Raw genomic sequence first — 23,142 nt, 5'->3', positions numbered from 1 at the left:
CCATACATGAATTACCGGGCGGTACACCCGATATGGCGTAATCCACTCAGGCCAGAACTTCGCTCTGTCACCATCAACGCCATCGCAAGACCAGGGGTCCGGAACGCGGCGGGGGGCGTGCCATGGGACTGCTAGGCAATGAGCTGGCGTTCGCGCAGTCGCTGACCGCCCAGGAGCGCGAGGGCGTCATGGCTCTCGGCAATCCGAAGCACTTCGCGGCCGACGCCCATCTCCTCACCGAGGGCGACCGATCCAGCCACGTCCTGATACTCGTCAAGGGGTGGGTGACCGTCTCCGTCGCGACGGACCGGGGCGCCACCCGGCTGATCCTCGGACTGCGCGGCCCCGGCGAACTCCTCGGCGAGATGGCCGCGTTGGACCCGCATCCGCGCAGCGCCACCGTCCGTGCGCTGGGGCCGACCCAGGCCCAGGTCATATCGGGGGACGCGTTCCGCAGGTTCCTCGCCGAGCATCCCCGGGTGAGCGGGCTGGTGATACGCCAGCTCACCTTCCGGCTCCGCAGCGCCGACCAGGAACGGTCCGCGCTCGCCTCCCTCACCGTCCTCCAGCGGCTGGCCGGCCGGCTCACCGAACTGTCGGGGTCGGGCGGCGCACCCCGCTCCCCGTATGTCCCAGCCGGATCCTCGGTCGTGCAGCTCGCCCAGGACGAGCTGGCCGCGAGCATAGGGGCCACCCGGGAAGCCGTCGCCAAGAGCCTGCGGCTGCTGCGCACCCAGCAGATAGTGCGGACCGGCAACCGTGTCGTGGAGATCCTCGACCCCGAGTTGCTCGCGCTCCTCGCCGACGGGCACGCGGAGAGCGCGTAGATCTCCGGCCCGCCGTGTGTAAACGGCTACAGACGGCCCTCGTCCCGGGCCCGAATCTGAAGGGGCGACCGAACGACGATCGAACAGCACCAAAGGGGGCACGGGGTGGACGACCGCGACGCCATGGATCTCTCCGAAGCGCGCTACGAGTTGGTGATCAGCGTCGACGCCCGGCGTTCCGGGCAGTACGACGACATCGACAGGCCACGGATGCGCGCCCGGATCTACCGGGTCGTGGAGACGGCGTTCACGCACGCCAAGGTGGCCCGCGACGCCGTACACATGGAGGACCGCGGCGACGGCGTACTGCTGTCGGTGGCCGCGCGGATCCCGGTGACCCGGCTGCTCGGGCTGTGGACGGTCGAGCTGCACGAGAACCTGCGCGACGAGAACCGCGCCCTGAAGGTGCCGCTGGGGCTCCGGATCGGGATGCACGTCGGTCCCGTACGGCACGACCCCCACGGGATCAGCGGACGCGCCGTCGACCTGGCCTGCCGCCTCGCCGACTCCGCCGCCGCCCGCGAACTCCTCGACGCCGAGGGCGCCGACCTCGTCCTGGTGACCTCGAACTCCCTGTACGAGGACGTGGTGCGGGGCGGCGGCAAGTTCATCGAGCCGGAGCGCTACACCTCGGCCCGGCTCACCCTCAAGGAGGGCGAGACGACGGCCTGGTTCCACCTGCCGGGCAGAGCGGCGGCGGCCTCCTCCCCTCGTACACCTGCCCCGGTCGTGGACTCCGGCAGGACCTACACCGCCGGGCGCGACATCTCCGTGATCCAGGGCAGCACCTTCCACCGGGACGTCCGCATCGGCGGTGACGACAAGTGAGCGACGACGACCCGCAGTCGGACGACACCCCCGAGCCCGACCCGCCCGAGAACAAGGAAAGCCCCGAAGACAAAGAAGATAAAAAAGAAAAAGAGAACAAAGAAAACAAAGAGGACAGCGACCGGGACGAAAAAGAGAAGGAACGGGAGCTCGCCGCCGAGCGGTTCAAGGAGTACACCCGTGCCCCCTTCGCCGAGGAGCAGGGCGAGAACGCCCCCACCGACCTCGCCGCCGCCTCCCGTACGCGCCGCGCCACCCGGACCCTGTTCGAGGCCGGCCGCGACCTCACCAGCGTCGACCGCTCCTTCATCAGCAGCGCCCACTTCGGCGACATCTTCCTCGGCACCGACACCCGCCTGCGCGGCCCCGCCCTGCGCAGCGGTCCCGTGCCCGAGGACGAGCTGCGCAGGCTCCGCCGCGCGCACGTGGTCCCCGACGGCTACGTACGGCTGCGCAACGCGCTGAACGCCCGCAGTCTGCTGGTGCTCGGCGCCGCCCCGGGCACGGGCCGTACGAGCACGGCGCTCTCCCTGCTCGCCGAGGTCACCGCCGGCTCGGGCGTGCGCCGCGTCGACCCGGACGGCGGGATCCGTCAGCTGGCCGCCCAGCTGGGCGGCGGCGACGAGTTCCCGCCCGGCACCGGCTATCTGCTGGAACTGTCGCTCACCCGGCCCGGCGTACTGCCCCCGGACGAGATGGACCTGGACGAACTGGCCACCGCCCTGGCCCGGTTCGAGTCCTTCGCGGTGCTCGTCGTCACCGTCGGCTCGGCGGCGGGCCCGCTGCTCGCCGGCCGCTACGGCATGCTCTGCCCGCCCGCGCCCACCCAGCAACTGCTCACCACCCGGCTGCGGGAACGGCTGGAGGACCATGCCGCCGAGGCCCCGGAGAGCAGCGACACGGTCGAGGAACTCCTCGCCCGTGCCCAGGAGTTGGCCGAGCGCGCGGAGGTCGTGGACGCCGTCGGGCTGAAGGACCTGCGCCCCGCCGAGGCCGAACTCCTCGCCTCCCTGCTGGCCGGCCGGCTGCTGGGCGATCTGTCGTACGAGGAGCTGCTGGCCGGCTGCCGCAGCCTCGCCGCCGAGCAGGCCCAGGAGTGGTTCACCGGAGTGGACCGGGCGCTCACCGCACCCGTGAAGAGGGAGGAGGGGAACGACCGACGGCCGGGCACCGCCGCCCTGTTCTACCCCGTGGCGTTCCGGATCGCGCTCGCCGTCCTCGGCGGGGCCTCGCACAGCGCGGTGGCCTCCGCCGCCCATCTGCTGACCTGGGAACTGTCCGTCCAGTGCGACCCCGACCACACCCCGGCCCGCCCCCTGTTCTGCGACGACCCGGTGGCCGACCTGGCCCTCTCGCGCGCCGAACTCACCGACGGCCAGGTCGAGGTGGCCGGCGCGGAGGTCGCGGCGCGGCTGATCTGGTACCGGGGCGGCGCCCTGCCCTCGGCGGTGCTGGCCGAGCTGTGGGACCGGCACTTCCCGGTGCGCGCGCCGGTCGTGCGCTGGCTGCGGCTGCTGGCGGACGACCAGCGGCCCCAGGTGTGGGTGCGCGCGGCGGTCGCCGCCGGGGAGCTGTGCGTACGGGACTTCGACCACGGGTTCGCCGAACTGGTCCGGCCGCTCGCCGAGGGCACCGCCCACCGCAGGCTGTTCGCGGCCACGATGCTGGACCAGGCGGCCGGTCACCCCTCGCACCGCAAGGCCGTACGGAAACTGGTCGAGGACTGGAGCAGGTCGGCGACCTGGACCCAGCGTTCGACGGCGGCGGCGGCGCTGGGCTACGGCAACTGCGCGGACACCGTCGACGACGCCCTGGACGCCCTCGCCCGGATCGGCATCCGTGAGGACGGGGACCAGTCGCTGCGGGCCGCCGCCGCGTTCAACGTCGTACGGCTGCTGGCGCTGCCGGACAGCGCGCAGGCCGCGAAGGTGCTACGGCGGATGGCCGACTGGACGCAGCACAAGCGCGAGGGGTACCAGACCCTCGGCCTCGCGGCCACGATCTGGCTCGCCGAGACCCGCGTGGACAAGCTGCTGATCGACGAGCCCGATCCCGCGCTCGGCGAACACGGCGACTGGCCGCTCGCCCTCGCCCTGGCCGCCACCCGGCCCGAACTCGCCCTGCCCGTCGCGGACCTGCTCTGGACCGCGCTCAACACGGCCCGCTCGAAGGACGTCGCCATGGACGCGCTGGAGCGCATGCTGCGCACCACCGTCCGCAAGAAGGGCGCCGAGTGGACCCGGCCGGGGCTGGCGGCGCTGCTGCCCGCGCTGGCCGCCGAGGAACCCGACCGGCGGCGGCTGGACTGGCTGCTGCGCCGAATGATGAACGATCCGGACGATCCGCTGCCCGGCGCCCGGGCGCGCTCCCTGTGGCGGCTCGCCGTCGACCGGCGGACCCGGAGCGGCCAGGAGGAGAGAAGCCATGGCTGAGAACGACGCCGCGCGGGCCCGGGCGGGCGAGGCGCGGGCGAAGGAGCGGCTGAAGGCGCGCAGAGCCGCCGCCGGTCCTGCGGGTCCGTTCCTCAAGGAGTACCCGCCGACCGCCGCCCAGCCGCCGATCAGCGCCCAGACGGCGCTCGTGCGCTTCTACCGCAACGGCGGCTACAGCGTGATCACCGTGACCGGTACCCGGCACGTGGACAAGCCGGTGCTGGCCCGGCCGCACACCGTCTGCGAGATCGCACTCGGCACCTACCAGACGCCGCTGGAGATGGAGTTGCCCGCGGCCGGCGGCACCAGCTTCTTCAAGGCCGAGGTGGACATCCACTGGACGGTCGACGACCCGCACCTGGCCGCCGTCCAGGTCGTGACGGACATCGCCAAACGGCTCACCGCCCCCGTCCTGGAGCGGCTGCACGAGGTCACCTCGACCTACCGCGTGCACGAGGCCGAGCAGGCCAACCGGGCCATCACCCGCGAGTGCACGGGCGGCCGCTGGGGCGAACTGGGCACCGAACTCGGCCTGAAGGTACGGCTGTACGTCCGGCTGCGCGTCGACGACCGGGCCATCGAGCACATGAACGGCATCCGGGACGCGCACGCCTCCGCCGAGGTGACGAAGGTGCACCAGGAGCGGTTCCGGGCCATGCTCCAGGGCGGGGAGCTGGAGCAGCTCACGTACATGCTGGCGGCCGAGCCGACCGAGGCCAAGGACTTCCTGGAGAAGATCCGCCAGGAGGGCCGGCAGGACGAACGGGAGCGCGTCGACCGGCTCTTCGACATGGTCGAGAGCGGTCAGATCCAGTCCAACGACGTCGAGGCGCAGGCGCTCAGTCTGCTCAACCGGGGGCGGATGGGCGGGGTCCAGGGGCCCATCGGCTCGCTGCCCGCCCGCCGGAACGGCCGGAACGGCAGGCCCACTCCCGAGCTGGAGTCGTCCTCCGCCGAACCGTTCACTCCGGACTGGGTGTCCGACGACCCGCCCGCCCGCGCCCGGCGCAGGCCCGCCGACTCCCACGATCCGTACGCCGACGACGAATCCGCCCCGGAGCCGCCGCGCCGCAAGCGCCCCCGGGACGACGGCTGGGACTGGGCGGACGCGGACGGCAGCGACGGCGGCGACGACAGGCGGGAGTCAGGGACACCCGATGACCGGTGACGGGGGGACCGGGGGGCAGGTCGGGCCCGAGCCGTACGGGGGTCGGCACGGGCCCGACCGCTCCGGGGAACGCGTGAGCGAGCGCGTCGCCGAGCGGCTGCTCGGCACCATCAGGGAGGACCTCGGGCGGGCGGACTCGAAGGCGGCGGTGCTGCTGTCGGGGACGCTCGCACTGCCCGCGTTCCTCATCGGCTGGCAGGGCGCCCCCGGCTGGCACGGGCCCGCCGACGTGACGCTGGTCCTGGCCGGCCTGCTCTGGGCGGTCTCGGTGACCGCGCTGGTCGCGGCGCTCATGCCGCGCACCGGCACGGTCCGGGAAGACCAGCAGGGACAGGCCCGGGTGACGTACTTCGGCGATCTGGTGGGCGCCCGCCGCGACCTCGCGGGGCTCGCCGCCCGGGTCGCCGAGGCGGGGCGCGATCCGGCGGGCTGGCTGCTCGTCCAGGCCGTCGACGTCAGCGCGATCCTCTCCGCGAAGTACCGGGCGATCCGCTGGGGGGTGGGTTCGCTCGCGCCCTCGGCGGTGCTGGCCCTGGCGTGGAGCATGACGGCGCGCTGAGGCGGGGGCGCAGAGGCGGGGGCGCAGAGGCGCCGGCGGGGGCGCCGAAGTCAGGAAGTTCACCCATAAGGACGTATCCGCGCGCATGACGGAACCCGTGCGCGCCCAGTAGCGACGATCCAGGAATACCGAGCAACGGGAAACAGGGGACGGCCGTGGGACGAGTCAACGGAGTACGCGAGACAAGAAAGGGCGGGGCGCGCCGTGCCGCGCTCGCCGTGCTGGGCGCCACCGCGGTGCTCATGTCCCTGTCGGCGCCCACCGGTCGGTCTTCCGGTCGGGACGCCGTACCGGTGGCGGAGACCGAACCGGCCTTCCCGGCGGTCAACTACGTAGTCGCCGTGGACGAGTCGGCCAGCCTCGCCGACGCGGACATGGCCGCCGAGAAGGCCGCCGCCGCGCGGATCGCGCTGGGTGACGTGTCCTCGTCCTCCCATGTCACGGTGTTCGGTTTCGCCGCAGCCGAGGGCGGGGGCCAGAGCGCCGTCGACCCGGTGTGCCCGCGTACTTCGCTGGACGCGGCGGGCCGGGAGACGATCGGCGCCTGTGTCGGCAAGCTGCGCAAGCGCGAGGACGGCGAGGGCACGGGCACCGACTTCCCGAGCGCGATCCGGCAGGGCGTGCACGAACTGACCGACGGCACCGACCCGTTGGAGCCCCGTGTGCTGTTCCTGCTGACCGACGGGATCATGGAGGTCGAGGACAGCCCCAAGTACGGCGACCCGGCCCACCGGAAGGCCGAGGGCGAGCGGCAGTTGACGCTGGCGCTCCGGGACGCGGCCGAACAGGGCGTGCAGATCTGGCCGTTGGGCTTCGGGCCGAAGCCGGACGAGGAGCAGCTGGCCCAGATCGCCGCCGGCGGCTACCAGAAGGGCTGCGTCGCACTGCCCTCCGCCAGGCCGAAGGCCGTCAAGGTCGGCGGGGCGAAGGACGTCGGCTCGACCCTGGAGCGGATCTTCGCCGCCGCCCACTGCATGCGGCACGAGGCGGGCCCCGACCCCCAACTCCCGCCCTCGACCCAGAAGATCGGCATCTCCCCGCTGGCGACCGTGGGCAGCATCGTCGTCGACAAGGGCGACCCCGAGGTGCGGATCACCTACATCGACCCGGCCGACAACGAGGTGCCCACGTCCGGCACCTCTCGCGGCTCCACCTTCGAACTCGCGGGCGGCACCGGCACCGTGGAGGCGCTGAAGATCACCGACCCGCTGCCCGGCGTGTGGAAGGTGAAGGCCGAGGCCCCCGAGGGGCACCGCTCGCTGCCGGTCGCCGTCAGTGTGCTGTGGCAGGGCGAACTGGGCGGCGCCATCAGCATGGACCCGCCCTCCCCGCGCGCCGGGGACGAGGTCACGGTGACGATGCGGGTCCAGACCCGCGAGGGCTACCAGATCAAGGACCCCAGCGACTACGCCGGGCTGCGCGTCAGGAGCGAGCTGACCGGCGAGGGCTTCGACGCACTCCCGCTCGACCTCGTCGACGACGGCAAGGGCAAGGACGCGAAGGCGAGCGACGGCTCGTTCACCGGCACCGCCGAGATCCCGGCGGACGCCTCCGGCGCGCTGAAGGTGAGCGCCACACTGACCGCCACCGGCCTGAGCGCCGACACCCGCAGCGAGGACGGCCGGGTCGCCCCCGGTGAACTGCCCGTCACCACCGCGCTCGACATCCCCGCAGGGGACACGCATCCCGGCGGCAAGGTCACGGGCACGCTGGCCGTCCACAACACGAGCGACTCCGCACACGCCCTAAAGCTGTCGATCACCGACCTCACGCCCGGCCTGCTCACGATCGCCCCGGCCGAACTCACCCTCAAAGCAGGCGAGTCGAGCACCCGCGAGGTGACCGTCACGGTCGCCGACGACGACGTGTTCGCCGAGCGTCTCAACGGCGGTGCGCTGTCGCTGGCCGGGACCGTCAAGGTCGTCGACACCACCGACGAGGATCGCACCCTCGTACAGTCCGCGCTGTCGGTGGAGGTGACACCGGAGCCCGGGATCTGGGACCGGTACTGGTGGGGATTCCTGTCCGGCGCCGTCCTGATCGCCCTGGCCGTCGCGGCCGTCCTCGCCTGGATCCGGCTGCGCCAGGCCCGCCGGGACCCGCACGGCCTGGTCCTGCGGCTCCTCGACGAGCACGGCGAGCCGCTGCCGGGCGAGCACGTCGCCGGGCACGGACACAAGCAGTGGTACGAGTTCGGCGTCGCCGAGGCCCACATCAGCCCCCGGATCGAGCGGCGCGCGCACGGCCCGTACGCCGTCCGGCGCAACCCCAACGGCGGGGCGGTGCTGCGCCGGCGCGACGGCGGCCGGATCCCGCTGTCGACGGCCATCCCGGTCCAGCTGACCGACGGCCTGAGCCTGGCCCTCGGCGAGGAGACCCGCAACCCCCGCAAGCGGAAGCCAAGTTCGGTCACGTCCACCGCTCCCGCGCCCGGCATCGACCCCGGCGGCCAGGGCGGCACGAGCGCCTACGACCAGACGTACCTGTGAAGGGGCCGAAGGCCCCCTTCAGGGGCGCGGAGCCGTGTCGATCCGCGGCTCCGCCGCGCAGGCACGACGAACACGGAGACGCACAACACCCCGAAAGGGGCACGGGACCGTGCCGAACTGCCGCTCCGCCGCGCAGGCGCGACGAACTCGGAGACGCGCAGCGCCCCGAACGGGGCGCGGGGCCGTGTCGACCTGCCGCTCAGCCGCGCAGGCGCGACGGACTCAGAGGCGCGCAGCGCCCTGAAAGGGGCGCGGGGAACTGCGCGACCAGCCCCCGCGGCGCCGCACCAGAACCACCCACAGACGCACCGTGCACCAACACGCGGCCCAGCAGCCGCACGCCGGGAGGAAACCCATGAAGATCTTCCAGCCGATGCTCTTCGTCGGCCTGGGCGGCACCGGCGGCCTGGTCGGCGCCGAGCTGGAACGCAGGCTGCGCGCCGAACTGTGCGGCCCTGACGGCTCGGCCCTGAGCCGCCTCAGCGGCAACGCGCCCTACCAGCTGCCCGACTGCCTCCAGTTCGTGTACGCGGACTACAGCGAGTCGGACCTGATGCGGCTGCCCCAGTTCAACGTCGACCCCTCGCTGCGGGCCGCCTACTCCCGTACCTCACGGGCCACCCACGACCTCCTGCCGAACTTCGACAGCTCGCCGGAGGTCACCAAGATGCTCCGGGCCAGTCTGCGCAGCGAGGTCGCCGACTGGCTGCCGCCGCGCACCGACGAGCCGCGCGTCACCCCCCTCCACAACGGCGCCGGACAGCTGCCCACCATCGGACGCGCCGCCCTGTTCGCCACGCTCCGGCACGGCCTCGCGCCCGTCCTGACCCCGCTGCTCCAGGCGATCGACGCGATGGCCAGGGCCGGCGGCGAACTCGCCGAGCTGGGCGGCGGAAAGGTCACCGGCTGCGATGTGTTCGTGGCGTTCTCGGTGGCCGGCGGAACAGGAGCCGGGATCTTCCTGGACTACCTGCACCTCATCAACCACGCCTTCCAGCTGCGCCGGTTCAACGGCGTGAAGATCTACCCGCTGGTCGTCATGCCGTCGTCGTTCTCCTCAGCGACCGGCGGCGGGCGCGAGGCCGAACTCAACGCGGCCCGCGCCCTGGTGGACCTCTTCCGGCTGGTCGACGGGCAGAACGCGCCGACCGAAGGCGCCGAGATCGGCGACCTCGACCAGCCCGCCGGGCTCGGCGTCCGCTACCCCGGCACCCAGCCGATCCGGCTGCGCACCGGCATCCTGCCGACGTCGTTCCTGTTCAGCCCAACTGCCGGTATCCGCCCCGACGATCTGCGCCGGTCCATCGTGTCGCTGGTGATGTCGCTGATCGGCACCGAGCTGGGCGACAGCCGCACCCGGGGCCGTACGACGGTCAGCGACGACGACTTCCAGACCTTCGCCGCGAGCTTCATCAACCGGGGGGTGCACCGAAGTGCCCTCTCCCCGACCGGAATCGGCCGCCAGGGCGTCTCCACGAGCCTGGTCGCGTCGATGACCGTCCCCATGGACCAGCTCGCCGACCTCGTCGCCGGGCGGATGCTGCGGGAGGCGGTCACCGATCTCGTGGACCGGCCCCGGGCCGCGCTGCGCGAGGCGACCGTGCCGATGATCCGGCAGCTGTTCGCCGACTCCCACCTCGAAGAGCTGTGGGAGCGAAGGCAGTTGCCCGTCCTGGACCCCGAACCGCTGCCGCGCGGCGGCAAGGCCATAGAACAGGCGCTGGGCGAACGCGTCTCGGACATGCAGCGGCTCCTTGCCGACCTGCGGGCCGTCGCGGAACGCTCCGCCGCCACCATGGCCGACCGGTTCTCCCCGCGTCCCGCGATCGACAAGCTCCTCCAGAACGTGGACCCCTTCCACGCCGACCGCGTCGTCCGGGGCGTCCCGGAGAGCGACGACGCGATCGCCCGGCTCGGCTTCCTCGGCATGCTGGACAACCGCTCGCGCGCCCCGCAGCGCCCGCCGGGCATGTCGGAACAGCCGCCCAAGATCCCCCGGATCAAGGGCCGGCTGGCCGGGATGTCACCGGCCCGCTGGGGCGACGACGACGTCCAGGCCGCACTCCAGGAGCAGGACGCCTGGTACCAGTGGCGCTGCCGGACCATCTGGCACGAGGCCTGGCGCGAACAGCAGCAGCACTGGCGGGCGCAGGCCGACACGGCGGGCGCGGACATCGCCCGGCTGGTCAACGCCTTCCGCTCGCACAGCGACCAGGAGCGCAAGATCTCCGCGCAGAAGGGCATGGAACTGTACGAGGACCGCACGGGCATCTCGTATCTGCTGCCACCGCAGCGCACCCTCAACCACTTCTACGAGGACGTGGTGACGAGGCTGATCCGCCGCGAGGGACTGCGCGAGACGGAGGACGCGGCCTCGCTGCTGCTCAAGCTGGTCGACGGGGACACCTGGCGTGACGTCCACGCCCGCAGCAGGCGCAGCCCCGACGACGCGGTGTCGGTCGTGAAGGCCCAACTGGAGGGCAGAATCACCCGGTTGTTCGCGGAGAGCGGCGAACGTCTCGAAGAACGCCCCCTGTTGCCGTCCATGAGCACGCTACTGGCCGCCGCCGCAGGGGACTCGGACGCCACCGACCAGGTCAGCAAGGAGGCCCTCGACCTGTTCGGCCGCAAGCTCACCGGCCTGCTGCCCGTCGGCTTCACCCCGGAGGGCACCGGCCCGCTGCGGGTCCTGGTCACCTACCCGCGCGTGGAGGCGGTGGACGAGGTCGAGCAGTACCTGGGCAAGGCACTCCGCCTCCCCTCGGACGCCCGAAACTCGGTCGAGTACAGGGGAGTTGAGAGCGACTCGGTGACAGTCGTCCTGTTCCGCAGCGAGATGAGCCTCACCCAGGTGCCCGAGGCCCGCAAGGTGCTGCGCCAGTGGGCCAGGGCCAAGGACAACGAACAGGCCCAGGACGTCCTGCGCTGGCGCCAGCGCCTCGGCTACCGGGACAGCTGGATGGTCAGCGGCGAGGAGGACCGCCGCGTCATCCTGCACCGGCTGCTGTGCTGCATGTGGAACGGCCAGGTCGACGTCGTGGACGGCGAGTCGGCGTCCCCGGACCGCGTCCGGCTGCGCCTGCACCCCGAGAAGGGCCCCCAAGTACCGGGCGTACGGCTCCGGTTGGGCGACTTCCCCGGCGGAGTGTCCAGCTGGGCGGAACTGCTCCGCTCGTACGAACGCTGGACCGTCCTCGACGACGAGCGCACGGTCGAGGACTACTGCCGCGAACTGATGGGCGCCCAGCCGCTCGGCCTCACCAGAAGCGGCACCGACCCGCACCCCCTGTTCGTCGAACTCGTCGAGGAGATCGCCCCGCGCCAGCTGGCCCTGCTCACGGAGCGCCGCGAACGCGACGGCGAACGCGTGGAGGGCTGGGTACGCCCCCTCTGGGAGTTCTGGGCGGAGACCCTCCCGGCCGCCCTGGACACGGAGTTCGGCGACCAGCGAGCGGTCCAGCCGACCCTCCGCACCCTCCTCGAACACGTCCGGGGCGGCATCCCGGCCCCGCGCCGCCGCCCGGAACCGGAGACCCCCCGCCGCCTGATCGACGACGAGGACGACTGGGGTACGGCGCCCCGGACCCCGGAGCCCGATACGCGTGGCGGGTCCGTGGACGACGACTACACCAAGCCGTCCGCCGACAGCCGCGACGACAACGGCAGGCACGACGACACCGGCAGGCACGACAACGACGGGGCATACGGCGGGAGTTCACGCTTCTCCACGCGGGACGTCGACACCGGTGGCCACGTGGGTCGCCGTACGGACGGCCGGGTCAACGGCTCCCCGCGCAACAGCGAGCGCTTCTCCGCTCCTTGGGACCAGCCCGACGACACCGACACCGACACCGACCGCCGGTACGACCGGGACGGCGACAGCTCGCCCTGGGACGGAGACGCCCAGTGAGCCTGCCCACCATGGGCTCCGGCCCCGCCGTCATCCAGCTCGACCTGCGCTCCGGAGCGGCCGAACTCGACACCGCCCAGGCGCTCCGGGCCCGTATCGCCCGCCTGCTCGCCCGCGCCGGGCAGCCCGAACCCGACGACCCGCTGTTCCTGGTGACCGACACCCCGGCCGGCCTCACCGACCACCAGCGGCAGTACGAACTCCTCTCCGGCTACCGGGCCGTGGGCGAGGTGAGAATCCTGGTCCTCCTGGTGGGCAGCGCGCCCGGCTCGTACGCCGACCAGGACGAGGCGTTCCGGCCCGACCGTCGGCTGCTGCGCCCCTCGGTACTGCGCACCTCCGGCACCGCCCTCCTGTGGGCCGGTGATCTGCGCGCCGCCCGCACGCCGGTCGAACACCCCGCGCCCGACGACCCGGACGCGCTGGCCGTCCTGGTGGACGTGCTGTCGGTACCGGACGTGTACCTCCGCGTCCTCCACGACCTGGAGTCCCTCCCCGAGGCCGTCGCCGCACCCGGCGTACGCCTCCTCGAACAGGATCTGCCCCCCGAGGTGCGCGACCGGGCCTGGCGCGACGCGCTCACCCGGTTCGCGGGCCACGACACCGACCACGCACCCCCGACGGCGGTCGCCTCCGGCGCCGATCTGCCCGAGCCGCTGCGGTCGTTGGTGACCGGCCGGGGCGGCCGGGACCAGCGGCACCGCGAACCGGGCGGCCCGGCGGACGGCACGTACCGCGCCTGCGCGGACGCCCTCGACTACGCCGACGAGGCCCTGTCCGGCCTCCGCACCCTCCCCGGCCTGCTCCGCCCCGCCCGCCGCGCCGCCTTCGAGACGGACCTCGACCAGGCCCGCCAGTCCCTCGACGCCTACAAGTCCCTGGTGGCCAGGGCCCTCACCACCAGCACCACCTCACCCGCCGAGGCAGCGTCCCACCTCACAGCCCTGGGCCTACGGGTCCCCACAGCAGAGGGCATGCGCGACCGAATCGGCGAGGCCCTGCGCGAATACGCCGAAAAGCTGCTCGGCCAGGGCCTGCCATTGCGGTCGGTGGCCCAGAGGTTCACGACCTTGGCGGGCAAGGTGGAACCGGTACCGAGTTCGGCGCTGGCACGAAAACTCACGGCGTTCGGCAGCGCCCCGACAGGGGCGCGCCCGACAGGGGCGCGGGGAACTGCGCGACCAGCCACGGCGGCCCCGCACCCGGAAAACAACCCACCCCACGGAGCGCTGACCAGCAGATTCACACCAACGATCGCCGCGCTGCCAGGCGCCCTATGGCAGGGCCCCCTACTCGCACTCGCCCTAATAGTCCCCCTCCTCTTCCTCACCACCGCCCTCCTGGCCACATCCCGCCTAGGAGGCAAGCGCCGCTGGGCACTGACCCCCCAGCTCGCATCATGGACCGGCGCCCTGATCGGCGCAGTGGTCGCGTACACAACCAACCCCCCGCTCTGGCTCAGCACTTCCGGTCTCCTCATCGGCCTGTGCGCCGCAGCGGACACGGCCCGCCGCCTCTGGCGTACGGCGGCCGACGCCTGGCCCCCGGGCCACACCACCGCCGCACTCCGCCAGGCCCTGCAAGGCCTGGACACCCTCCTCGCCGAGGGCGTCCGGGAACACTGGGCCGTAGAGGAGCGCCTGAACTGCGCGGACGCGGCCCGTTCCGTCGCCGGTGTACTACGGGCGACGGCAGCGGCGGCGGAGGCCGAGGCGGTCCCCGAACCCGAGCGGGCCACGGTCGGGGCCGCCGCGTACGACACATACCGCGCCGACGGATTCCCGGCGGACGACTGGCTGTCGAGCACCCCGGACGCGTTCTCCGGAACCGGCGACGGCCCCTCCGACGACAAGGCCGCCAACGACGACTGGATGACCGCGTACGCCTGGCCGGACGCCCCGTCCTGGGACGACCCGGCGAACCGCACGGACACCGCCGTACCCGCTCCCCGCGAGGAACCCCCCGTGTCCACCCCGCCCCGGGCGGCGGACCGGACCGCCGCCACACCCCGCTGGCTGGACCGCGAGACCGCCGAGGGCGGCCCCGAGCTGGTCGCCACCCTCGCCCGCGACCTCACCGACGCCGCCCTGGAGGCGATGAAGTCCTACTGGGGCGCCGTGGAACGCGGCCAGGCCGGCACGCTCGCCGCGACCCGGATCGAGGGACGCGTCGCCGAACTCCTCTCCACGGCCCGAAGGCACCTACGACACAACGGAGTTCTGGCCGCGCCCCCCTTCGCCGCCACCCGCCGCACCCGCGCCAACTCGGCCGGCCTGCTGGGCACCGACCCGCACGCGCTGGCCGGACTGGTCGGCGCGGAGACCGACCGCCAGTCCGTGGTCCAGCTCTCCTCGCCCGACCAGGGCGCACTGCTCAGCCGCGACCCGGCGGCGGCCGTATGGATCAGGTTCGCGCCCCTCGCCGTACGCGACGAGGTCGAGAAGGTCTGGCGTACGAGCGGTACGGACCGCCCGGAGGAGGTGGAGTGGACGTCGTCGGGACGGTACGCGGGCCTGCTCCGGCTGACCCCGCTGCGCCCCGGAGTCGTCGACACCTTCCGCCCCCGCCACGACGACTTCGGCGACGGAGACGGGCACAGGAACGGGCACGGCTACGAGTTCCGGGACGGACACGGCTACGAGTACGAAAGCCCGTACGACCGAGGGGACGGCGACAGCTGGTGACCCGCACCACGCATTCAGGGCCAGGGCCAGGACCGGGACCGGGGCCGGGGCCAGGACCGGGGGTCCCGGACGGACCCGCCGACGCCAAGCTCGGCTTCAGCACCCCCGCCGGCCGCCGCCGCGTCGCCCGGGTCCGCTTCGGGCCCGAGTCCCGTCGCGACCCGCAACTGCCGCCGCTGATCCGCAACGCCCTGCTCGACGACCGGGGGCAGGGGCAGCGCTGCGTACAGGTGCGGCTCGCCGCCGCCGACGCGACGGAATCGGCCGCCCGCGCTCTCCTCGACACCGAGGCGGGCACCGCGCTGCGGCTGCACCGGCTGGTCGACGGCACCGAGTTCGCCCCGCTGTTCCCCCGGCTCATCGGCTACGAGCTGGACACGGACGAGCCGTTCCTCCTGTACGACCCACCGCGCGGCGCCACCGCGGCCAAGACCCACGTCATGTCGTCGACCGACCAACGTGTCCTGGCCCGCGACCTGATGCTCGCCGTGTGTCTGCTGGACGGCCAGGGCCTGGTGCCGCGCGGCATCTCGCCCGCCAACGTGCTCTGGGACGGAACGTCCTTGCAGCTGTGGGGACTTGAGGGCGTGGCCCGCGTCGGCCGACCCCGGTCCGCGTGGGGCCGGGCCCCCTACTCCTCGCCCGAACAGCGCCTGGGCGAGGGCACGACCGACTCCCGGGACGCGGTGTGGAGCGCGGCCCAGGTGCTCTACCGGCTGGTGACCGGCCGCCCCGGCCACGCCGACCACGCACCGGCCGACCTCGGCGAACACCGGGTCCTGGCCGAGACGTTGAGGGACGCCTTCGACCCCCGGGCGACCGGCCGCCCGACCCCGGCCCAGCTCCTCGACCTGCTGTCCCCGGGGGCGTCCGGCCGCGCCGCGCTCCTCGCGCCCGCCGACGAGACCCACCAGGACCGGCAGGTGTTCGAACAGGCCCTGCGCGCCAAACGGCAGGCACCGGTGGCCCCTTCGACACCGGGCGCGGGAACGGTCCTGACCGAGAGCGAGGTGATCTGCCCGTACTGCCTGGAGACCATCCAGCTCGACCTCGGCGCGCTGTACGTCACCGACAGCCGGATGCAGTACCAGCCCCTGAACCTCGCGGGCGTCGGCAAGCTGCGCCGCCAGGACGTCATGCGCGGCGCGGTCCAGAAGTGCACGGCGGACCCGGACTTCCCCGAACACTTCATCCCCGTCCCGTACTTGACGTACGGCCGCCCGCTGACGGTGGCCATGGTCGGCCAGTCCTCCACCGGCAAGAGCCATCTGCTGACCCAGATGATCGCCGAGATCACCGACGGCGGCCTGGAACCCTTCGGCCTGAGCTGGCAGTCCGTCAACCCCGAGCAGCACGCCCGGTTCGTACGGGAACGGGTGCAGCCCCTGCGCAACGGCCGCGTCCTGGACCACACCACCGCCCTGGGCCTGGACGGCTTCGCCCGGTTCGTGGAGTCCCTCCTCATCACCGACGCGCACGGGCAGGTGCGTCCGGTCGCCTTCTTCGACCTGGGCGGCGAGGACCTCGTACGCACGGACGCGGCCCTTCGTTTCCTGCTCGGGGTGGACGCCCTGGTGTTCGTCGTCGACCCCGTACTGGCGCTGCCGCTGCCGCAGTTGGACCACGCGAGGGAACGCGGCGGGGTCGAGGTGAACCGGGACGGCGACCTCGCCTTCGCGACGGTCCTGGACCGGCTCCCGAAGACGGGCCAGTACCTGGAGGTGGCGGCCACGATGGTGCTGGGCAAGGCGGACCTGCTGCGCTTCCAGTCGCCGGTCGACCACTGGCTGGGCCGGCCGGCGGCCACCTCCCTGGACGCCACCCTGATCCGCGAGGAGAGCCAGGACGTCCACGCGTTCCTGCGCCGGCACGCGGGGCAGGCCTGGCTGCGCCCCTTCGACGCGATCCGCCGGTGCACCCTGCACGTCGCGTCGGCCACCGGCGGCCAGGAGGACCAGGGCCGCTATCCGGCGGGCGCGGCACCCCGGCGCGTACTGGAACCCCTCCTCTCCCTGCTCGCGATGCACGGCCTGATCGACGTCCCGGGCGGCCCCGAGGCGTTCGCGCGGGGCGAGGCGGCGGCTTGGGAGGCGGTGCCGGTGGAGGGCGACGGGCAGTTGAGGGTGCCGGGGGCGCGGGGAGCCGGGGGCCCCGGACGTGAACGGGATCGCGATCGGGAGCGGCAACGGGGAGAGGAAGAGAAGTGAGCGAGTTCCAGGACATGCCGTCGGCGTCCTCGGCGGCATCGGCGCCGTCAGCGGCTTCGGTCCCGTCGGTGCATCAGCTGGTCTTCCGGTGGGAGGGCAACCACGGTCGGCAGGGCACCGGCATGAAGGCGGTCGCCCACTCCTGTTCGGCGGAGCGGGCCGAGCAACTGGGCCGGGAACTGGGCCCGTTGCTGTGGGTGTCGGGCCCGGGCGCGGCCCGCCCCAGCGTCGTACGCACCGTGTCCCGCGACGGCGAGGTCCTGCTCGCCCAGCGCTGGCCCACCAAGGACCCGTACGGCCGCCCGAGCACGATCAGCCATGTCCTGGTCGGCGCCCCGGGCACCCTGAAGACGCGGCAGTGCCTGGGTCTGGCGCACGGCGGCTGGAGCCCTCGCGAGTCCGCGGAGCAGGCGAGCGGAACCCTGTCGATGGTCGAGTGCGCGGAACTCGACGCCCTGGCGAGGCAACGGCTGCCGAGGATGCGGGAACGGCTGGAGAGCGTACGGCGCGCCCTGATCCTGGTCGCGGCGGAGTGGCTGCGCGATCCGGCACAGCGGGTGTCGCTGCTCGTGGAGGAGACGAGCCCGCCCGGCTGGCCGGACCGGGACGGCGCACCGCTGCTCTACCTCGGCCTGTTCCTCCTCTTCGGCTCCTGGCCGGGCCACGAGTGGACGTTCGCGACGTACGACACGGTCGACACCCACCCCCTGCGCCTCACGTCCGTCCCGCGCTGGGAACAGGACACCGGCGGCTCGGGCCCACTGGCCCGCGTGGTGATGGGCCGTACGCCCGCCACCCCCCAGTTCGAACACCGCGCGGCGATCCACCTGGTCGACCACCTCCTGGCCCACCCGGACGCGGGCGCGGGCGTACCCCAGCTGCTGGAGAAGCTGAGCGACGGCGCGACGCTGGACTGGGCACGGCGACGGGACCTGCTCGGGCAGATCCTCACCGCTGAGGGCCGGGCTGTCGTCAACGCCGAGGGCCGGGGCGTCGGCGTTGCCGAGGGCCGGGGCGTCGAGCGGCGGAACGGCGAGCGCCAGGAGGCGCCGGCACCACCACGTCCCGCCCCGCCGCAGAACCAGTACCCGTACGGGGAGGGGGCGACCCCGCCCGCGGAGCCCCCGCTGCCCCCGCTGCCCGAACCCCCGTACCCGGCACCGTACTTGGAGCCCGAGCCCACGGCCACGCCCCCACAGCCCCGCCGTACGCCCGACCCCGAACCGTACGGACTCCACGACGACCTGCGCACCCACCACCGCGGAGACCCCCAGCAACGCAACTTCCTCATGGCCCAGTTGCGCACCCTGTCCGACGACGTGCTGCTGCGCGAGCTGCGCTCGGACGAACTGCCGCCGGACTCCGTGGAGTTGCTGCTGTCGGAACTGGGCAGCCACGAGCGCCGCGAGACCCGCCGCCCGGAGATGCGGCACGCCCTGTGCGCGCAGGTGCTCCGCAACAACCTCTACCTGTCACCCCACGGCCAGACCGGGGAGCCCCTGTCCCGCACGGCCCTGGCCCGTCAGGCGGCCGATCTCTTCAACTGGGCGGTGGCCCCGCTGGCCCGCGACGAACGCTATCTCCACGACCTGTACGAACTGCTGCACAGCATGAGCCGGGCCCCCCATCCCATCGGGAGCAACTGGCTTGCGCAGAGCATCATTTCCCCGTCGAACAGCGAGGTCCCCGACCTGCCGCCGACGGTCTGGCAGCAGATCCTGCGCGACCAGCTGACCCGCCCGAACAGACCACAGCCCCCCGTCCCCGCACCCCCGCTCACCACCACACCGGAACCACCGGATTCCACGTCGCGCCTCTCCGAACTGACGAACAACGTGAGCTGCGTGGTGGGCGTCTGCGCGGCGGTGATCGCCGTACTCATCGGAATCGCGCTGATCGTCGGGTAGCCGCGCGGGGAAGACGCGCTGACACCCCGCCACTCCCCATTAGACAGCGAGTCAAGTTACTGAACCGTAACCTACCGACTGCTACCCGAAGTAACCGACCAGTAGGTACGGTCCAGGCGAACCGCCGAGCAACAGGTAACGAGAGACGGCGACTTGCCCCCACCCGTGGGACGCGGGCGGAGCAGGTCACCACTCCCCCCACCCTCACCTCTACTCCTGCCAGCCGCTTCACAGGAGGTTCGCCATGCCCGCACGCAGACGGCTCCTGGCCGCAGCAGTAACCGCTGCGACCTGCCTAGGCGCTCAGGCACTCTCGTACACAACGACAACAGCCACGGCAGCGACGACCGCCTCCTCCACGGAGACGGTCGTGTCCCGGGGCGTGGAGATCCCAGCGTTCTACACGCCACCGACAACCCCCCTCCCCGCCCCCAACGGCACGCTGATCCGCACCGAACCCCTCCCCCTGGCCATCTCCCTCCCCACCCTCGACGGCCCCCTGCCCGGCCGGGCGACCCGCCTGATGTACAAGTCCACGGACTCGAACGGAGCCCCGGTCGCGGTCACCGGCGCGTACATCGAACCGACGGCGACCTGGAAGGGAGGCGGCGCGCGCCCGCTGGTGGCGGTGGCCCCGGGGACGATGGGCCAAGGCGACCAGTGCGCGGCGTCTCTAGGCCTGGAGCACCCTCTGCTCCTCAACGGCCGTACAGTGTCGGTCGGTTACGAGGACATCGCCATCTACCGTCTCCTCGCGACCGGCGCCGCGGTGGTCGTCACCGACTACGCCGGCCTGGGCACGACGGACCGCCTCCACACGTACGTCAACCGCCTGGACGAGGCCCACGCGGTACTGGACGCGGTACGCGCGGCCCGCAACCTGCCAAGCACCTCGGTCACATCCGCTTCCCGGGTGGGCCTGTTCGGCTACAGCCAGGGCGGCGGGGCGACAGCGGCAGCGGCGGAACTCCAGCCGTCCTACGCCCCCGACATCACCCTGGCCGGCACGTACGCGGGCGCCCCACCGGCAGACCTGACGGCGGTCACGAAAGCGATCGACGGCAGCGAACTGACGGGCGCCCTGGGCTGGTCCCTGAACGGCTTCCTGCAATCGGACCCGACACTCCGCCCGCTGGCGGAGGCCCACCTGAACACGGCGGGGAGAGCGGCCTTGGCCGACCTCTCAACGATGTGCGTAGGAGACGCACTCCTGAGCTACGGCTACACAAAGAGCACGAAGTGGACGACGGACGGCAAGTCCATCTCCGACATCATCGCGTCCACCCCGGCCCTCCAGACGTTCCTGGACGGCCAGCGCATCGGAAACCTCAAACCGGCAAGCCCGGTACGCGTGGCAACAGGCACCAGCGACAACCTGGTACCGCACGGCCAGGCCCGCCGCCTGGCGGCGGACTGGTGCGCGAAGGGCGCGAACGTCACGTACCGCCCGGTGATCCTCCCGAACGTGATCAGCCCACTCCTCAACCACTTCGCTCCGCTGTTGGCAGATCAGGGCAGCGCGGTGAACTGGCTGACGGACCGGCTGTCGGGGGAGCCGGCGGGGTCGAACTGCGGGGTGTTGCCGATCCTGCCGTGAGCGGGTGAGCGACCGCGCGTGTGCGGCGGCGACCAAGGCCCGGTCGCCGCCGCATCCAGAGTGACGTGCGCGCCCGCCCCACGGTGTCGGGGCGGGCGCGCAGATCCAAGCTCAGGGAGCCGCTATGCCACAGGAAGATTGACGGTCAAGGGACCGTTCGGAGGCTTCTTGATCGGGACGTTCTTGTTCTTGTACGTATTCGTGTCACCTTCATCGTCTTCGCAGACAACCTTGAAAGTGGCGGTCGTGCCACCACCCGGAATACCTGTGAGTTTGATCGTGTACTGTTCGACCTTTTCCTCACCCGGCGGTTCATCCTCGCCGACAACCCCCGTCTTGGGGGTTATTGTCACCGTCTTCGGTACTGAATCATCGAATTTCGCGCAACTCACTGTTCCGGTGACAGTGACCTTCACGGCGGCTTGCGCCGTGCCGACCGCTGCCACGGATGCAGCGAGTGTCAGCGCGGCCAAGACCGCGACAGAGCTGAGTGTCTTCCTCTTGACGCTGCTGAAATTCTGCATGTCAGACTCCCGTACTGATTTTAGACGGCTTTATCGAGAGCGCCGGACTACCTAAAGTGCGGGCCGCAGCGGTGAATCGCGAATGTTCGACGTACGCCGTCACGTGGGTCCACGCGCCTGCCACTGAGGGCTGCACCCGACCCCCTGGTTCAAACATGCGGGGTAGGCCGTGCATCGCACCGAATTACGCAGATTGTCATTGTTGAGCCGGTTGACTCCGGCCTTCGGACGCCGACCGCCTTGCCTGCCGATTGGTTCTTCAAGCGTGGCATCCGTTAATCGATCCTAGCCAGAGGTGAGCACCGTGTCCACTTTTGGCTCAACGCACGTGATTGATAGCTAAATCACCGTGGTGGCGCCACAGGTCGCCGCCAGAATGCATGATGTTCGTCCTATGCGGGGCCCTTACCCGCCGGCGGACGGTCGGCGCTGCTTACACCGCAGGGGCCTATGAAAGTTGGCAGTAGATTTCGCGACGGTTGCCGCGGCCAGGAGCCACACGATCAGCTGACCGTCCCCAACGGTGTAAACGGCGCGGTAGTCGCCGACTCTGAGCCGCCAGCGGGCGCCTTGCCCCTGAAGGGCTTTGATGTCGAACGGTGCGGCGGCACCAACGTCCAGCGCCTTCTGGAGTTCGGCGAGGCGGTGCAGGATACGAAGGGCATCCGGGCGCGGGACCTTGAGCATGTCCCACCGAGCATGCGGCGTGAACCGCGTGACGTATCCCACGAGTTCAGTCCTGCCGCGCCCGCAGCAGAGCAGCCATCTCTTCGAGCGAGACCGACCCTTCCGTCCCCTCGGACTCGGCTTCATCGGCCAACCGATTGAGCCAAGCCTCCTCAGCGCTCTCCCGCAGGCGCTGGTACTCCTGAATGTCAATCACGACAGCTTCCTGCTTGCCCCGCCGAGTGATGATCGTCGGGGTGTCTTCCCGGCGAGCACGATCGATGACGTGAGCGAGGTGGCTGCGGACATCGGCCATGGATTCGATCACTGGATCAGACATGTAACGACTGTGACAGATGTAAATGGGGGTGGGAGTGTCCAGGATTGGGATGCCACGGCGCCATCGATCTCCGCGAGTACGATCCGGGAGCGGAGGCGCGCAGGGTCCGCGGCTCGGGCCTCCTTGAAGAGGCCAGCCGGGCGCGGGACATCGTGCACGACCGCCCGATGGCCGAGAATGCCAAGCCGAGCACGAACGCGATCCTGCACACGGCCAGCGGCCTGGAGGCGGGAAGTTTCCATCTGGCGCTCGCGGTCTCGCCGCAGGTGATCGCCCTGTCGGTCACCGACGACGGGGGGGACTGGCACGGCCCCGAAAGTCGAGCACCGGGACCAGGAGGCGGAGCACGGCCGGGGCCTGGGCCTGGTCAGCGCACTAGCCCACCGAGTCGTGATCCACGACAGCGACGGCGGCTACACGGTGACCGCAGAACTCTTCACCGACACCCGCCCGGGAGGCCACCCGTGCTGACCAACTGGCCCCGCCGGGGCTTCTGGTGCGAGTGCTGGACCGAAGACCTCACCGAGGCGGAGCCACCTGCACTCCGGGGATCCTTCGACGCCTACTCGCCACCCCAGGCAGACAGATGGATCGCCATCGCGCTGCGCACCATCTCACCGGCACTCGACTCGGACGCCTCCAACGAGGCATGGGCCTGGCTCTACGAGGGACGCATCGAAACCCGGAGAGCGCTGCTGCACGCGAAGCCCTGCACGGTGTCCGTCACCCACGCCGACACCCGCATCACATGGACGGTCCGACCGGCGCTCTTCCTGCCCCTCGCACACCGTCATGGAGTCGAACTCCCAGCCTGCGCACACGAATTCAAACCCCACACCAGCCACAGAACCGAGTCCCAGCAGACGAAGTAGGGCAGCCCCAACAGACCGACTGAGCTACAACTTTCTCTACTGGTTCAAGGCCCGTGCACGGCGCGGGCGCGCGCCGCCTCTGCGGCGCGCTACGTGCATGCGGGCAGAGGCAAGGAAGTCACCCGCGGGTCA

14 protein-coding genes and 1 pseudogene are annotated in these 23,142 nt (G+C 71.8%); 13 read left to right on the top strand and 2 right to left on the bottom strand.

The annotated features are described in order from the left end of the window. Positions 1-122: 122 nt before the first annotated feature. From ACFYXF_RS36755 to ACFYXF_RS36705, 11 genes are all read left to right on the top strand, one after another. Complete coding sequence (locus tag ACFYXF_RS36755; RefSeq protein WP_389356302.1) at positions 123-827, top strand: Crp/Fnr family transcriptional regulator; 705 nt, start codon at positions 123-125, stop codon at positions 825-827. 105 nt (positions 828-932) lie between these two features. Continuing rightward, positions 933-1,655 (top strand): hypothetical protein, encoded by a 723-nt coding sequence (locus ACFYXF_RS36750; RefSeq protein WP_389356301.1) that lies wholly within the window; start codon positions 933-935, stop codon positions 1,653-1,655. Beyond that, a complete protein-coding gene (locus tag ACFYXF_RS36745; RefSeq protein WP_389356300.1) occupies positions 1,652-4,087 on the top strand; it encodes a hypothetical protein in 2,436 nt (811 codons plus the stop codon). The genes ACFYXF_RS36750 and ACFYXF_RS36745 overlap by 4 nt, the downstream gene beginning before the upstream one ends. Next, complete coding sequence (locus ACFYXF_RS36740) at positions 4,080-5,255, top strand: hypothetical protein (protein WP_389356299.1); 1,176 nt, start codon at positions 4,080-4,082, stop codon at positions 5,253-5,255. Before ACFYXF_RS36745 ends, ACFYXF_RS36740 begins: the two co-directional genes overlap by 8 nt. Next, the gene (locus ACFYXF_RS36735; protein ID WP_389356298.1) at positions 5,245-5,814 is read left to right on the top strand and encodes a Pycsar system effector family protein; all 570 of its coding nucleotides are present in this window, start codon (positions 5,245-5,247) and stop codon (positions 5,812-5,814) included. Before ACFYXF_RS36740 ends, ACFYXF_RS36735 begins: the two co-directional genes overlap by 11 nt. 155 nt (positions 5,815-5,969) lie before the next feature. After that, entirely contained in the window at positions 5,970-8,303 is a 2,334-nt protein-coding gene (locus tag ACFYXF_RS36730; RefSeq protein ID WP_389356297.1) for a VWA domain-containing protein, read from the top strand. A gap of 355 nt (positions 8,304-8,658) precedes the next feature. Further along, the gene (locus ACFYXF_RS36725; protein WP_389356296.1) at positions 8,659-12,213 is read left to right on the top strand and encodes a tubulin-like doman-containing protein; all 3,555 of its coding nucleotides are present in this window, start codon (positions 8,659-8,661) and stop codon (positions 12,211-12,213) included. Continuing rightward, entirely contained in the window at positions 12,210-14,897 is a 2,688-nt protein-coding gene (locus ACFYXF_RS36720) for a hypothetical protein (protein ID WP_389356295.1), read from the top strand. The genes ACFYXF_RS36725 and ACFYXF_RS36720 overlap by 4 nt, the downstream gene beginning before the upstream one ends. Next, positions 14,894-17,104 (top strand): hypothetical protein, encoded by a 2,211-nt coding sequence (locus tag ACFYXF_RS36715; protein ID WP_389356294.1) that lies wholly within the window; start codon positions 14,894-14,896, stop codon positions 17,102-17,104. Before ACFYXF_RS36720 ends, ACFYXF_RS36715 begins: the two co-directional genes overlap by 4 nt. Further along, entirely contained in the window at positions 17,101-19,011 is a 1,911-nt protein-coding gene (locus ACFYXF_RS36710; protein WP_389356293.1) for a hypothetical protein, read from the top strand. The genes ACFYXF_RS36715 and ACFYXF_RS36710 overlap by 4 nt, the downstream gene beginning before the upstream one ends. Before the next feature lie 244 nt (positions 19,012-19,255). Continuing rightward, positions 19,256-20,608 carry an alpha/beta fold hydrolase gene (locus ACFYXF_RS36705; protein ID WP_389356292.1) on the top strand — a complete coding sequence of 451 codons (1,353 nt, stop codon included), beginning with the start codon at positions 19,256-19,258 and terminating at the stop codon, positions 20,606-20,608. A 122-nt stretch (positions 20,609-20,730) separates the two neighbouring features. Here ACFYXF_RS36705 and ACFYXF_RS36700 read toward each other — a convergent pair whose 3' ends face one another. Both ACFYXF_RS36700 and ACFYXF_RS36695 read right to left on the bottom strand, forming a co-directional pair. Beyond that, complete coding sequence (locus ACFYXF_RS36700) at positions 20,731-21,132, bottom strand: hypothetical protein (RefSeq protein ID WP_389356291.1); 402 nt, start codon at positions 21,130-21,132, stop codon at positions 20,731-20,733. Positions 21,133-21,865: 733 nt separating this feature from the next. Beyond that, on the bottom strand, positions 21,866-22,138 hold the full coding sequence (locus ACFYXF_RS36695) for a type II toxin-antitoxin system Phd/YefM family antitoxin (RefSeq protein ID WP_389356290.1): 273 nt from the start codon (positions 22,136-22,138) through the stop codon (positions 21,866-21,868). A gap of 167 nt (positions 22,139-22,305) precedes the next feature. Here ACFYXF_RS36695 and ACFYXF_RS36690 point away from each other — a divergent pair. Together ACFYXF_RS36690 and ACFYXF_RS36685 are read left to right on the top strand one after the other, a co-directional pair. Next, positions 22,306-22,609 (top strand): annotated as a pseudogene (locus ACFYXF_RS36690) (ATP-binding protein). After that, complete coding sequence (locus ACFYXF_RS36685) at positions 22,603-23,010, top strand: hypothetical protein (RefSeq protein ID WP_389356289.1); 408 nt, start codon at positions 22,603-22,605, stop codon at positions 23,008-23,010. Before ACFYXF_RS36690 ends, ACFYXF_RS36685 begins: the two are co-directional and overlap by 7 nt. Positions 23,011-23,142: the final 132 nt, after the last annotated feature.

This window comes from Streptomyces sp. NPDC002680 (genome assembly GCF_042889145.1).
GTDB lineage: Bacteria > Actinomycetota > Actinomycetes > Streptomycetales > Streptomycetaceae > Streptomyces > Streptomyces adonidis.
Note: the sequence above shows the minus strand (reverse complement) of the source record. Positions and strands in the feature narration are given on the sequence as shown.

Excerpts from the sequence above, each read along its gene's own strand:
- ACFYXF_RS36755 (WP_389356302.1), top strand. The coding sequence starts at position 123 with ATGGGACTGCTAGGCAATGAGCTGGCGTTCGCGCAGTCGCTGACCGCC.
- ACFYXF_RS36740 (WP_389356299.1), top strand. The coding sequence starts at position 4,080 with ATGGCTGAGAACGACGCCGCGCGGGCCCGGGCGGGCGAGGCGCGGGCG.
- ACFYXF_RS36735 (WP_389356298.1), top strand. The coding sequence starts at position 5,245 with ATGACCGGTGACGGGGGGACCGGGGGGCAGGTCGGGCCCGAGCCGTAC.
- ACFYXF_RS36725 (WP_389356296.1), top strand. The coding sequence starts at position 8,659 with ATGAAGATCTTCCAGCCGATGCTCTTCGTCGGCCTGGGCGGCACCGGC.
- ACFYXF_RS36705 (WP_389356292.1), top strand. The coding sequence starts at position 19,256 with ATGCCCGCACGCAGACGGCTCCTGGCCGCAGCAGTAACCGCTGCGACC.
- ACFYXF_RS36700 (WP_389356291.1), bottom strand. The coding sequence starts at position 21,132 with ATGCAGAATTTCAGCAGCGTCAAGAGGAAGACACTCAGCTCTGTCGCG.
- ACFYXF_RS36695 (WP_389356290.1), bottom strand. The coding sequence starts at position 22,138 with ATGTCTGATCCAGTGATCGAATCCATGGCCGATGTCCGCAGCCACCTC.